The organism is Chryseobacterium arachidis (genome assembly GCF_900129245.1).
Lineage (GTDB): Bacteria > Bacteroidota > Bacteroidia > Flavobacteriales > Weeksellaceae > Chryseobacterium > Chryseobacterium arachidis.
Genome location: NZ_FQUT01000002.1, coordinates 1 through 13,783 on the forward strand (window position 1 = coordinate 1; position 13,783 = coordinate 13,783).

General features: G+C 37.6%; 8 protein-coding genes. 1 reads left to right on the forward strand and 7 read right to left on the reverse strand.

Annotated features, from left to right (window positions below):
• Positions 1–639 precede the first annotated feature (639 nt).
• Positions 640–900 carry a hypothetical protein gene (locus BUA89_RS23050; protein ID WP_178362424.1) on the forward strand — a complete coding sequence of 87 codons (261 nt, stop codon included), beginning with the start codon at positions 640–642 and terminating at the stop codon, positions 898–900.
• A gap of 291 nt (positions 901–1,191) precedes the next feature.
• On the opposite strand, the gene BUA89_RS03650 is transcribed toward BUA89_RS23050, so the two are convergent.
• The 7 genes from BUA89_RS03650 to BUA89_RS03675 all read right to left on the reverse strand — a co-directional run bounded on the left by BUA89_RS03650 (position 1,192) and on the right by BUA89_RS03675 (position 13,511).
• On the reverse strand, positions 1,192–1,518 hold the full coding sequence (locus tag BUA89_RS03650) for a VanZ family protein (RefSeq protein WP_072954205.1): 327 nt from the start codon (positions 1,516–1,518) through the stop codon (positions 1,192–1,194).
• A 25-nt stretch (positions 1,519–1,543) separates the two neighbouring features.
• On the reverse strand, positions 1,544–1,921 hold the full coding sequence (gcvH, locus tag BUA89_RS03655; protein ID WP_072953296.1) for a glycine cleavage system protein GcvH: 378 nt from the start codon (positions 1,919–1,921) through the stop codon (positions 1,544–1,546).
• A gap of 111 nt (positions 1,922–2,032) precedes the next feature.
• The gene (sov, locus tag BUA89_RS03660) at positions 2,033–9,067 is read right to left on the reverse strand and encodes a T9SS outer membrane translocon Sov/SprA (protein WP_083531593.1); all 7,035 of its coding nucleotides are present in this window, start codon (positions 9,065–9,067) and stop codon (positions 2,033–2,035) included.
• A gap of 57 nt (positions 9,068–9,124) precedes the next feature.
• Complete coding sequence (ruvA, locus tag BUA89_RS03665; protein WP_072953298.1) at positions 9,125–9,709, reverse strand: Holliday junction branch migration protein RuvA; 585 nt, start codon at positions 9,707–9,709, stop codon at positions 9,125–9,127.
• Between the two features lie 172 nt (positions 9,710–9,881).
• Positions 9,882–10,079, reverse strand: a complete 198-nt coding sequence (locus tag BUA89_RS23545) for a bacteriocin-like protein (protein WP_417282013.1) — start codon at positions 10,077–10,079, stop codon at positions 9,882–9,884.
• Positions 10,080–10,344: 265 nt separating this feature from the next.
• The gene (locus BUA89_RS03670; RefSeq protein WP_072953299.1) at positions 10,345–12,639 is read right to left on the reverse strand and encodes an NADP-dependent malic enzyme; all 2,295 of its coding nucleotides are present in this window, start codon (positions 12,637–12,639) and stop codon (positions 10,345–10,347) included.
• Between the two features lie 20 nt (positions 12,640–12,659).
• Positions 12,660–13,511, reverse strand: a complete 852-nt coding sequence (locus BUA89_RS03675; RefSeq protein ID WP_072954209.1) for an ATPase — start codon at positions 13,509–13,511, stop codon at positions 12,660–12,662.
• Positions 13,512–13,783 lie beyond the last annotated feature (272 nt).

The window sequence follows — 13,783 nt, forward strand, 5'->3', positions numbered from 1 at the left end:
TTTGTTCTTGACTCACTCAAAGTTTTTTAACGCTTTAGTTTTTCCTTACTTGGTTGTTATATTGTATGTCAATGATCTTCAAATCTTCCGCTTTTCTTACGTCGCTACTTTTCTGTCAGTTTCGCTTCGTATTTGCGAGTGCAAAAGTAATAACTTATTTTTTATTGACCAAATGTTTTTAAAGAAATTTTAAAGTTTTTTGATGACCTTAACTCTTTTGTTTCGATTTGTTCTGTTTACTTCTGCGCTACTGATCTACTCTCGTTTTCAGTGGGGCAAAGATAGAACCTTTACCGCTACTCTTCCAAATATATTTAACATAAAATTCAATTTTGATTCATATTTAAGGGTAACTCTCTGTTTTTGTGGGAGAATAATTTTATGTTTTTTAAACTAACGTTTGATAAAGGATGGATTGGGTGGCACAAAGGTGCTTGAATTAGAAAAGATAAAGGAAAAAGAAAGGTTCTTGGGAGGAAATATGATCTGTTTAGAATCAGAGTAATTGTTTTTATATAAAAATAACAATTGTAAACGCAATGACCGCGAGGGTGGCTATTGTTGGCGTTTTATTTTTTATTCGCAAAGTCACTTCGTTCAGCAAATGATAACAGAAGGATATAAAAAGTGGAATTTTTAATGATATCTTTTATTATCTGGAGATCAATCATGGAAATGAGATTTTTACAATACTCGTCTTATAAATATTGGATCGAAATTTTTCTCTCGAAGATGGAGCAGATTGAGCAGATTTTTTTACAGGGAGTTTTATTTACTTTGACTGAAGAATTGCTGATAGAGATTGCTTCGTCGCTAAGCTCCTTGAAAGGATTACGAAGCCTACTGCTTTTTAGTTGGATTGATAACGTGTTCTGTCGTAAGTACTACTATACAGATTAGGGCTCGCTCCCTAGCCCAGATTGAAACGGCATCCTTTTTCGGGGCGGCCGCAGCGAAGCGGATGCCGTCACGAAAAAGATACAGTGGAAAGATGGAAGTAGCTCTTAAGAAATTGCAAAAAGTTGGAGAGTTTAAGAGTTTGTGGGCGAGTTTGTGAGTTTGAGAGCGGGAAATTTAAGGATAACAGGATGTCGTATTAGATTTTCCTGATATTGATGTTATGTTTTGGAATGTTTTGGATTTTGAGATTGCTTCGTCGCTACGCTTCTCGCAATGACATGCATTTATAATTTAGAAGAATCTTTTGATAAGGAACTTATAGGCAAAGTATCCGAGGAGACAACCGATCGTGTCTGCAACGATGTCTAAAGTTTCCATGGATCTGCCGAGTCCCATTTCTTCCTGAAGAATCTCTGTAAGGAATGCGTAGATCAGGATGATCTGGAAAAAATAAGAAAATCTGATTTTGGGAAAAGCTGCGATAAAGCAAAAACCAAGCGCTGCAAAGATGCTTAAATGAAGAGCCTTGTCGATACCACTGAACATAAACCAATATTCGTGGTTCTCTTCTCCCGGTTTGAGAAGCATATAAGTAAGAAATGCCCAATAAATGGGCAAAATCTTACTGAATATTTTTGAAATCCTATCCAATGATAGCCTGGTATTCTTCTGCAGAAAGTAATTCTGATTGATCTGCACCGTCAGCAATTTCCAATTTGATGATCCATCCGTCTCCATAAGGATCTGAATTTAGTGTTTCAGGAGCATCTTCTAGGTCCGAATTAAATTCAATAACTTTTCCTGCAATCGGCAAGAATAAGTCTGAAACTGTTTTTACAGCCTCAACACTTCCGAAAACTGCACCTCCTTCAAGATCATCATCTACAGTATCTACATCTACATAAACGATATCCCCAAGTTCTCCTTGTGCAAAGTCTGTAATACCGATGGTAGCAACGTTACCTTCAATCTTGATCCATTCGTGATCTTTAGTGTACTTTAATTCTGATGGTGTGTTCATTTCTAATTTTTTATTTCTACAAATGTATTCAAAATTCTATAAGGTTCAAATATCGGATATAAAAAATGTCCTCCAAAAAATGAAGGACATTTAAATTTATTTTGGTTCTAATTAGAAACCTCCTGAGTCTCCGAATGTAAACGTTGCAGAGATCCCTGCTCTGATTGTTGACAACGGAAATGCTGTCGAGATTTTGTACTTAGAAGTCATCTGTTCATAGAATACTCTTAGGTTCAGGTTTTCAGAAACATTGTAGTCTGCAGAGACTTTAATATTCATCAATCTCTGACCACCTGTAACCTGTGAATCATCCAGCAAGATGTTTGTAATACTTGTCTTACTGTCTCTTAAAGAGAAGTCTCCACGAATGTTCAGGTCACTTCCTTTTGCCTTACCTCTTCCTCTTACGTTCGTCATTCCTAATCTGAAGTTTCTGATGATATATCCTACTCTTACTACATATTCACTGTTTGAATCTTCCGTTAAAGTATGGTTGACCAATCCTAACAATAATGTTCTTAATCTGTTGTACTGGATACCGAACTGAATATTGTTTCTCATCGTCATATCCACCCCGATCAGCGGAGAGAAGTTCTCTACATAACCTACCTGAGCGAAAGTAAACGGATTGATATAATCATCATTAATATCTCTCTGGGTAGCATCATACGCATTCAACGTATTGAAATAATCGATACTTGACTGAACTCCTGTTGCAGTATAAGTTGCCTGATAAGAATGCAGAATATCAAATTTAGAGAACTGCCCGTTGATGATCGGCACATTTCTTAATCCTGAATACGTAATCTTCCAGTTTGGAATCGGCAATCCTGCTTTTTTAGGATTCTTCATTTCTTTCACCGTCTTACCTTCTACTGCAGCTCTGAATGCCGGAATTAAAATATAAGCATTTGAAATTCCGTATCCGTCCTTAAATCCGTCCGCCTCTAATGCACCCGACATCTGCTGAGACAATGTTCTTGCATTTTCTCTGATCGCCTGATAGATCGCTGCCCCGTCTTTGAATGCCGTTTTCAATAACACGACCGAGTTGGAATACGTTACCAAATCATTAGCAAATGTATAATTCGGGTTCGCTACTCCATTAGCATCTCTATAATTGAATCCGGTGTGGGTAAAGTTCCTGTTGTAGTTATGCAATGCACTTACATCGATTCGGAGATCATTCATCGGCATTATCTGCAAATTGGCTCTTAATTCCCGTGTTGACATGCGGACATAAGGATCTGTCATGAATTCAGAATCACTTACCCAGCCGTTCTCCATTACCGTTCTTCTGATATCTGCCTGTGAACCGAATAAGAACCCGATGGTAGGACCTCCTAACGTCTGTCCGTAACCATACCAGTTTGGAGCTGATAATAAACCAGGAAGGACAGTTCCGTTATTTTCAGAATAATTAATATCCAACTGCTTCATCGACGTTAATAAATATGCCATGCTCTGAAGCGGAGTCAGTCTGTTTTTGAATTTATACTTCTTGTAAGCATATCTGTTTTTATCCCATTGCTGGGTATAAGCATTATTTAACGAATCTATTTCCTGCTTACGCTTCTGAAGTTTTGAAGAAAGATCTTTAAAATATTTAAACTGACCAAAGAACTTCGTAAAATCGGCAGTTCCCGTAACCTGAATTACATTGGTGTTCTGACCTATTGATCCCAAACTTCCGTCCGGACTCGCCAATAGTACCGTAGATCTTGCATTCCAGTTGTATGTAAATCCATAGCCTACCTCAGCATCGATGAAATCTAAATACGGAAGATACTGGAACGGTAATTTATAATTCAACTGAACTCTGTGGTTGTACAATACAGGTCTACCGGCTCTGAAAACGTTTCCGAAAATAGAACTGTTATCCATGCTATTCACATCTACATTATCATTTAAAGTTCTGGTTGCAGAGTTGATCTCCAGCTTTAATGATTTTGTGAAATTAAACCCTAAACCATACTGCCATCCGAAATAGAAGTTTCTGTTTTTGATCGCTCCGAAATCGTCTCCGTAGTTTCCGCTTAAAAGAGCATCCACATTTCTGAACTCAAGCTCGTTGAAATTTCTGTCTACTTCAGTTCTGAAAGAGAATCTCGTCGGGATCGGATTAAGATTAAATTCTTTCACCCATTTCAGATATTTTGTAGACTTGGCCGTATCGCTGATCATTTTATTGAAAGGCTTAATCACCCAAGGTTTGAAAGAATAGTTATAATCAATATACCCTCTCAGATACTGTCTGTAATTTCGCTTGGTATAAATATCTCTGAAATAATCATCATTGTATACCGCCGTTACGGATATATTTTCAACATCATAGAATTTCGGCTTTTTATTAGGATTCACTCGCTCCTTGTGCATATTCACAACACCAATACTTCTCTGCTGCGTGTAGGTTCTTGCTACCTTTTTAAGCTGTTCTTTATTGGCCGCTTTATTAAACTCAACGTCGGTATCCAAAGGATTATATTTCGGATCCTCGATGGTTTGAGAATATGAGTAATTCAGCGGAATCTTCATTCCACTTTTCTCAGGTAAGAATTTATCTACATTAACTGCCGTATTGATACTGAAAGCAGACTGGGTAGACTGGCTTCTTTCTGCCGGTTTAGAATCAATATTTCCAAAGCCTACTGAAGTGTAAGATGCACTTGTATTCACCGTCGCAAAATCTCCAAGGTTGAAGTTTAAGCTAGCATTTCCTGCATACCCTCCATCATTTTCGATTTCAGAAAGACGGATTTCATTTACCCACAGAACCCTGTCGATGGCAAGGCTCGATCCTCTTGGTGTTTGATTTCTGATCCCTATAACAATCGTAGTAATATTTCCTAAACTCGGACGTCCTTTAATGTAAATACTTTTAAATGTATTTCCCGGATCGAAAGTATCGTCTTTTGTTCTCTGAATAATATTATTCGGAAAATTTTTATCTCTCCTTATTTTAGCATCTACAAAATCCTGAATATTCAAGTCTACATCATTATCCATCGGCCAAATGTCCATTGGCGCTGTTGCATTAAGAGAAGTTAATCTCAATGAAGCTTCATACTCGTAGTAGTTATCAGTTGCGTCACTCCCTAAACGGATAAAGAACTTCGTTCTTTCATCAACCTGACCAATAGGATCACCAGCTCTAGGATTAGGATCATGAGCGTGTACAAAAAGTTTTAATTTTTTATATCTTCTCATATCCAAAGAAGTATTTTTAAATACTCCTCTTGCTTCTTCACGCAACTGTGTCGCTCTCATGTATAGAGAAGATTCGTTCTGCCTCTGCGCCCCTGCATTTCCACTAAGAATCTGTCTGTCGATTCCCGGAGGCAATACATAAGGAGGCTGATTCAATGCATTTTCTTCTATGTTTACGCTTCCTACTTCAAAATTATTATTAAGAGTAGTACCTCCAGAAGTTCCCTCCTGAGATGAATCTACTGTTTCTGAGAAAATTTTATTAGGGTATTTTCTCCAGTCTGATCTCACAAGATCCATAGTTCCGAATCTTAATGTTGAAGTCTGATCGAAACCGGTTAATAATAATCTGGCAAATCTTACATTATTCAAGACGGAAGGATCATTATTACCTGCGGTACTCACATATTGGGAAACCGGAATTCTGAACAGGTACCATCTCACCTGATCCGTCTGCCCGTTCTGGAATGTAGCCTGAACGGTTTTAATATCAACGATATGGTTTTGCCCTAATGTTAAGCTTCCCTGAGCTAAATCTACCTCGTATTGGTTATAGCTTTCAATTTGATCTAAGTTATAGTCTTTGTTGATATCTTCCGCATCCGGAGTCTGTGAGGCCACTTCAAGAGAGTTGCTCTGAGAGTTCCCTTCCGGACCCCTGAAATATTTGTAACGTTGTACTACCGACGCAGCCTGATTTCCTGTAAATCTATTAGACATGTAGAATACAAAATCATCTACCGCAGGGTCAGCTAAATTAGTTACCGGATTTACAAAGGTATTTCCAAACAAAGCTGCCTCCTGATCTGAGCTTAAACCATCGTACCCCACATCCTGAACTACTCTGTTGTCTCCTTCACTTGAAAATGCATAAAGAATTGGCGGTTGCTTAGGCTGGGTTCCCCAATTGGTTGCTGTTGTTGTAGATGGAGCCGTAGGGATCGGCAATCCATTCTCGTACTGCATCTGTCCGTCTTTCAGGATATCTTCAGAAACATTTCCTAAGTGTAATAAAAGCTTTGGAGCTGTTCCTAATGTATTTCCGTCTGCATATGGATCCATCATCCAGAATTCTACATATTCAATGTTTGAACTTACAAAATTAGGAACTGTAATTGGTCTCATAATACCCGCCCATCTTTGGGAAGTACTTTCTGCTGCCGGATTTACATTGTATGGACCTTTTTCCGCAGGATAATATGAAATATCAAATGTATTGGTAAACGTCTGCTCTCCCGCAACGAAATCTCTGTTGTTGAAAATCTCTGAAAATTGTACCCTTCTTGAAGCGTGGTTTGAAACTGACTGCGGGGTAATCCCGTTTGGAGCTCTTCCTCCCACACCCCAGAATCTCGGGTCGATATTATACCACGACAATAGACCTCTACCATACCCTTCGCTGATATCATTATTCAATCCGGCTCCGTTAAAAAGCGGATCATTCTGGTTCTTTTCTGGTTTTGAAGCTAAGCTCCATGCGGTAGGTTCTTTTAAGGTAATTTTTGAGGTTGTCTGTTCAAAATCATCGATGTAAGACTGATCGTTAATTCCTTTATTTAAACCCGGAAGTAAATAGGCAGCCTCCATTTTGAAGTTCAGATTAGAAGGTGCTTCTGTGTTTACTAACGGAATTTTGTCTGTTAATCTTGTCAGGAACGGAAGTTGATTGTTGTACATCAAATTGATTCCGGCCATGGTATTATTTACGGCTTCCTGACCGTAATTTACCTTTTGGGTAAGCGGCGATTCGGAATAGTTCACAACCGTTCCACCCAAAATAAAGTTTTCATTAAACCTTCTTTCCAAGTTTAATCCTAAGAATCTTTTTCTTTGAGTATTAAATGTTAACTGATTTTCTAGTGAAATGTTGATAGCCTGCCCCGATTGTTTTACCTGTTCGTTGATAATGGTAACCGACCCCAGCATATAATCTACCGTATAGTCGATACCTTCCGTTAGCTGCACCCCATTAGCAGAAACTTTTACTGACCCCTGAGGAACATTCACTGCTCCTAAAGAAATCCCCTGTCCTTGAGTTCCTTTATAACGACCTTCAATGGTATAACGTTGTGATAAGCTGCTATTGGTAGCTACCAATTTCTGTTGAGTATAAAGATCATTATATACATATTGAGGATCATTACTTCCAATAACACTCTGAATATAGCTACCAAACGGTTGAACTTTTGTAAAGATCACTCTCCCCGTCTCCGGCCTGATGGTAATTCCGTTCACAAAGTCAAAAATACCATCTCCAGTCGTACCGCCGTTGCTCTGTAAATCTCCGTTTACATTTAATCTATCCCAGTTTAATAATTTAATTAATGGCTGACTTCGGATCTGATCATTATTGTTTACCGGAAGATAATTTACTTTTCCTCCTGACTGTGGATCTCGGTATAACACATTTAGGATAAATCCATCCTGATTTACTTGCCCAGCATCCAGAGAATAGATGTTTTTCATCATCAGATTCCACATCGGTGAAGTTGTTGAGAATGTACTGTTTGACTTCAATAATTTAGTAACCAGCACCGGACTTTCTTCTGAGAATTCCCCTACTTTATACACCTGATTGCTTCCATTAACCGTATAAGAATATGAAACGGCCAAAAGCTGATTGTCATTTAATTTCTGGTTCAAAGAAATATATCCTAACTGTGGCTGTAAAGTATATTCATTGGTATTTAATCTTCTTGCTTTTTTATTAAAAATAAAATGTTCTCCGTCCTCGTAAGGCAAAGTACTTCCTGGGAATGTCTGCCCCTTAAATGTTGGAACGTAATCCTTTCCCTGTTCTCTTGGTGTCCCTATAGCATTATTTACAGCATTATATAACCCGTTTTGTGTATTGTCTGGTAATCCGGAGTTTCCATCACCTAAATCTCTTATCCCGATAATACTTTTTTGGTATTGGAGATTTGTATTTCCCTGATCCAGCACCCAAACTTCCAATCTTGTAATATTTATTTTTGAGTTGATCTGAGGGTAATTTAATAATGCTCCGTCATAATTATTCAAGAAATAATGCCCTAAAAAGTAGTGTTGATTGTCTTCATAATCAATAGCATTTAATTTAAAACTATTGATAACACCACCACCCTGAACAGTAATATTTCGGGCTTCACCCTGTTGTTGAGAGAGGACAACCGTCCCAAAGGTTTTCCCCATCTGAAACTCGGTCTTTACCCCGAATAACGATTGAGAACCACGTATCAAACTGGTTGACAGTGGCATATTCACATTACCGAATTCTACTCTTTTGATGATTTTATCTTCTCCTCCCGCACTTGGTTTGTCGACATCATTCAGACCTTTCTGCTGAAGATCTTTCCAGCTCCCTTTCGCTTGCCACACCAAATTCATTCTGTTTTCAAAGGCGAAACCACTTTGCGTATCGTAATTGGCTTTTAATTGTAGATTTTCACCTACTTTCCCAATTAAACCCAACTGAATTCTCTGATCTATATCAAACGTAAAACTCGTTCTGTTCTGAGGTAAGATCAACGGGTTATCGATTTTCTGATACAAACCTGCGAAATCGAAAGAAGCGTATCCCGAAGGAATAATTTCGATTTTATTACTTCCGAAAATAGTTTCAAAAAGCCTGTTGTTGATTCTTAGAGAAGGAATCAGCCCTTTTCTGGCCGCATCCGTTTTATCTTTTCTGAACATCAGACTGTAACGATCCGACTTCTCTTTATAATACGCTCTGGTCTGCTCCGCCATCATAAATTCCTTGTAATCTTCAGGAGACATGGCAGTGGGTGGTCCGGTTATTGTATTTCCAACCTTGGGATATACAAAATACATCCCGGATTTAATATCATAATAGGCTTCATACTGTGTGGGATCTGCCAACTGATAATCTTTTTTGATAATTGCGGTATCACGCACCTGTGCTGCCGGACGCCTCTGTGCAAATGTACTTATCGACATAAACAATAAGGACAGGAACAGAAATGTATTGAGATACTTATTATTTGCCACCAAATGTTAAATGTTTTTTAATATTTGTTTTACCAACTCTTCCACTGAAATGTTGGGATCTTGTTTCATGATTTTGTCTGCAAGCTTTTCGCTCATCCGTTTCGGAATGCCCAAAACTTCTAATGCAGATAACGATTCTTCCTTTACTTTATTATTCGCAAATGTAGAAATATTTTCCTCCGGATTGCTGAATTTCTGCACTTTATCCTTAAGATCCACGATAATTCTTTCAGCGGTTTTCGCCCCTATTCCTTTTGCTTTTTGGATCAGCGCACTGTTTCTGGAAAGTATAGCCGAAGCAATCTCTTCAAGGCTTAACGTGGAAAGTAAAATAAGAGCCGAAACTGCTCCCACTCCATTAACGCTTATTAACAGATTAAACATCTCTTTTTCCGAAAGAGTGTTAAATCCAAACAATAAATGGGCGTCTTCTCTTATGATTTGTTGAATAAAAAGTACAGTCTCTTTGTGTAAAGTAAGTGTTTGCGAGGTCATTAAACTAATACCTACATAGTAACCAACTCCTTGTACGTTGATCACTGCGTAGGTAGGCGTAAGTTCTTGAACAATGCCTTGTAGTGAAAATATCATTATTAATTTTTAAAACTCCCAAATATAGCAAATTAAACTAAGTAATGTTTTCATTTCACGTACGAATGATTTTTAACTTATTTTTTGATGATAAATTGAATGAATCAATATAAATTATAAAAACCCATCCGAACGGACAGGTCTTATACTTTGAGCGAATTTAATTAATATCTTATGGATATATATCCAGACACATGCTTATATGACATGCGCCATTTACACACATTGGCGTACAACCATTAACCAAACACAACTGGCCTTGAGGTCTAAGGCAATAATAAGTTCCATCAGGAGATATCTGAGGATTTGTGTTAAGTCCTCCTGCAATGTGTCTTAAATTCTCTCTTGAAAGTTTTTTGATGTTTTTCATAATAATTTTTTTTAGCTCTCCTAAAGTATTTATTTTCTTACAAAATCAATATACTATTTGATAAACTCCCCTTGAAAAACTTGCTTTTCGCCTTTCTTTACATTCAATAAAACCAATATATAAAGGCATTTGAGGAAGATTAATCAATTATAAATTACCTGTCCTAATTTCACAAAATTGTGAAATTAGGACAGAATTTAAATATAAAAAAAGCAGTACACTAAAATTTTGTGTACTGCTTTTTACCTTAAAGATATAATTTTTATTATTTCTTGTCTTTTTTCTCTCTTCTCTGAGCATCCAAAACAGCGATTGTCGCTAAGTTTACGATCTCATCAACGCTTGAACGCATCTGTAAAACGTGAACAGGTTGCTTTAATCCCATCAAGATTGGCCCGATCACCTGTGCTACTTTCATTCCTCTTATGATTTTATACGATAAATTCGCACTTTCAAGGTTCGGAAAAATGAAAGTATTTGCCGGAGTCGTTCCTAATTTTGAGAAAGGATAATCGCTTAAATGATCTGCATTCATGGCAAAGTCCGGCTGGATCTCTCCATCCACAACCATTTTAGGATATTTTTCGTGAAGGATGTTTACTGCTTTTGCCACTTTCTTTGAAGTCTCAGAAATTGCTGCAAAGTTTTCAAATCCTAACATGGCAATTCTTGGTTCAATGGCAAAAGATTTCACAGTAAATTCAGCCATTTTAGCAATATTTACCAGATCTTCAGCCGATGGATTCTGATTAATTGATGTATCTGCGAAGAAAATAGGTTTCTTTTCAGACAAAATCATCATCATTGCCGCTACTTTATCAACCCCTTTATCTTTTTCAATCACTTCCAAAACAGGTCTGAGAACCGAAGTATAGTTTTTAGAGAAACCAACGATCAAACCGTCTGTATCGCCGTGTCTCAACATCAAAGGGCCGAAATAATCTCGCTGGCGAACGAACCTTTTTGCTTTGTACTCGTTCATTCCTTTTCTCTGGCGAAGCTTCCAAAGTGTTTCTCTGTATTTTTTTCTGTTTTCTTTCTGATCGTCATCACTTGGATCAATAATCGGAACATCAAGACTGATTCCGAAACGCTCCATCTGCTCCTGAATGTATTTTTTATTTCCTAATAAGCTTGGGAACGCAATTCCTTCTTCGTAAAGAATTTGTGCAGCCTTCAGAACATTGTACTCTTCGGCATTTCCTAAAGTAATTCTCTTCGGATTTGCTTTTGCACGGCTCTGCATCATTCTTACCAGCTTCTCATCTCTTCCCATTCTGTCAAGAAGACCATTCTCGTATTCTTCGAAGTCAGTAATCGTTTTTCTTGCTACCCCGCTTTCAATTGCCGCCTTTGCCACTGCACTTGAAACTTTAGTAATCAATCTGTTATCAAATGGTTTTGGAATGAAATATTCTCTGCCAAACTGTAAATTCTGAACATTATAAGCTAAAATTACAGCTTCGGGAACCGGCTCTTTCGCCAAATCAGCGATCGCATGAACGGCAGCCAATTTCATCGCTTCATTAATCCCTTTTGCCTGAACATCCAATGCTCCACGGAAAATGTACGGGAAACCAAGAACGTTGTTTACCTGGTTAGGATAGTCACTTCTTCCTGTTGCCATGATTACATCTTTACGGGTTTCAACCGCTAAATCATAAGCAATTTCAGGATCCGGATTTGCCAGTGCGAAAACAATTGGATTTTCGTTCATGCTCAAAAGCATTTCCGTAGACATGACATTTCCTTTAGATAATCCGATGAAAACGTCTGAACCTTTTACCGCATCTTCTAATGTATCGATATCTGTTTCAACAATGAAATCTAATTTTTCGGGAGTAAGGTTTTCTCTTCTTTGGTTGATAACCCCTTTACTGTCGCACATCAAAACGTTCTCTCTTTTTAAACCAAGAGAAATATACAGGTTTGTACACGCAATTGCCGCAGCTCCTGCTCCATTCACCACCATTTTTACATCTTCGATATTCTTGTTGGCAATTTGCAAAGAGTTGATCAAAGCAGCAGCTGAGATGATCGCTGTACCGTGCTGATCATCATGCATTAAAGGAATATCCAATTCCTCTTTTAATCTTTGTTCGATATAGAATGCTTCAGGAGCTTTAATATCTTCCAGGTTGATTCCTCCGAAAGTAGGAGCAATTCCTTTCACAATATCAATAAATTTATCCGGATCTTTTTCGTTGATTTCAATATCAAAAACATTGATATCTGCAAAAATTTTGAACAAAAGACCTTTCCCTTCCATCACAGGCTTTGACGCCTCTGCACCAATATCTCCCAATCCTAGAACCGCAGTACCATTAGAAATAACAGCCACCAGATTTCCTTTTCCTGTATAATCGTACACAGTTTCCGGCTTATCGTGAATCTCCATACAAGGAACTGCAACCCCCGGAGAATACGCCAATGACAAATCTCTCTGAGATGAGTGTGGTTTTGAAGGGATCACTTCGATCTTACCTTTAGGTTCGGCTTTATGATAATCTAACGCGGCCTGATTAAAGTTCTTTTCGTCGCGGTGGGTTTTGTTTGACATATAATGAATTTTGTTATTAATTATAATATATATTGAATGTGGTAATCTACCAAGCTCTCGATAGGCTTCTGCACGATCTGCCCCACATTAAGATTAAGTTCCGCAGCTGCAGAACGTAAAATATCTTCGTAATAATAAGCAATGGAACCAATAAAATTAACCTCGGCATCTTTTGATTCTACATAAGGAAGAACCTGATAATCGAAGAAATTAAGCATTTCCTCGTGGACCATTTTCTGTAAATACGGGTGATCTTTTCTTTCTACCACAAATTTATTGAAATCTGCTAAGTACGCATTGGGACGTGAAGTATGATACATGTTTTTCAATGCTTCTTCTACCGTCAGCTTATACGTTTGCTCAAATTCGGATGAAAGATCTGCCGGAAGTTTCTGCATAAAGAATCTCCTTACCAGCTGTTTCCCGATTGCGCTTCCGCTTCCTTCGTCTCCTACCAGAAAACCAAGAGAAGGAAGTTGGATCTTTATATTTTCACCGTCAAAATAGCATGAATTTGAACCTGTTCCCAAAATACAAACGATAGCCGGTGTTCCTCTGTACGCTGCATATGCCGCTGCAGTAAGATCTTCTTTCACTACCGTTTCCGCATTAGTAAATACTTTCCCCAGTTCTTCAATAATCGTATCACAATTTTGCTGAACTCCACATCCGGAACCATAAAAATAGATCTTTTTGATGGAATTTTTAACGGTTGTTAAGCTTGTATTTTTTTCAATTTCGGGAACAATCAGCTCTTTGTTGATAAAGTTTGGGTTGAAACCAATGGTTTCCGTTTTCAGGAAGATCTTTTTGAAATCGTCCAAAATTACCCAATCCGATTTTGTAGAACCACTATCAACAATAGCAACCATATTTTCCATTTTAGTTTAAGAATGCTAAATTATGAATTTATCTTGTAAGATGACGGATTATGAACATGACATATATATTATTTGTGATCTTGTGATAATCTTTTCTATTTTAAATTATATGTTGATTCGGACAGAAAATCCGTCTTTTATTTTAGAGGTGGCTCCTTGGATTAAAAGAATTTAATAACTATTAAATCAGATTAATTTATTTAATGAATACTTTCGACCGAATTTTCATATCGTTTTAAGGACATATCCTTGTCAAGGCTTGA

Coding starts and splice junctions, on each gene's coding strand:
- BUA89_RS23050 (WP_178362424.1), top strand. CDS start 640: ATGATATCTTTTATTATCTGGAGATCAATCATGGAAATGAGATTTTTA.
- gcvH (WP_072953296.1), bottom strand. CDS start 1,921: ATGAACACACCATCAGAATTAAAGTACACTAAAGATCACGAATGGATC.
- sov (WP_083531593.1), bottom strand. CDS start 9,067: ATGTCGATAAGTACATTTGCACAGAGGCGTCCGGCAGCACAGGTGCGT.
- ruvA (WP_072953298.1), bottom strand. CDS start 9,709: ATGATATTTTCACTACAAGGCATTGTTCAAGAACTTACGCCTACCTAC.
- BUA89_RS23545 (WP_417282013.1), bottom strand. CDS start 10,079: ATGAAAAACATCAAAAAACTTTCAAGAGAGAATTTAAGACACATTGCA.
- BUA89_RS03670 (WP_072953299.1), bottom strand. CDS start 12,639: ATGTCAAACAAAACCCACCGCGACGAAAAGAACTTTAATCAGGCCGCG.
- BUA89_RS03675 (WP_072954209.1), bottom strand. CDS start 13,511: ATGGTTGCTATTGTTGATAGTGGTTCTACAAAATCGGATTGGGTAATT.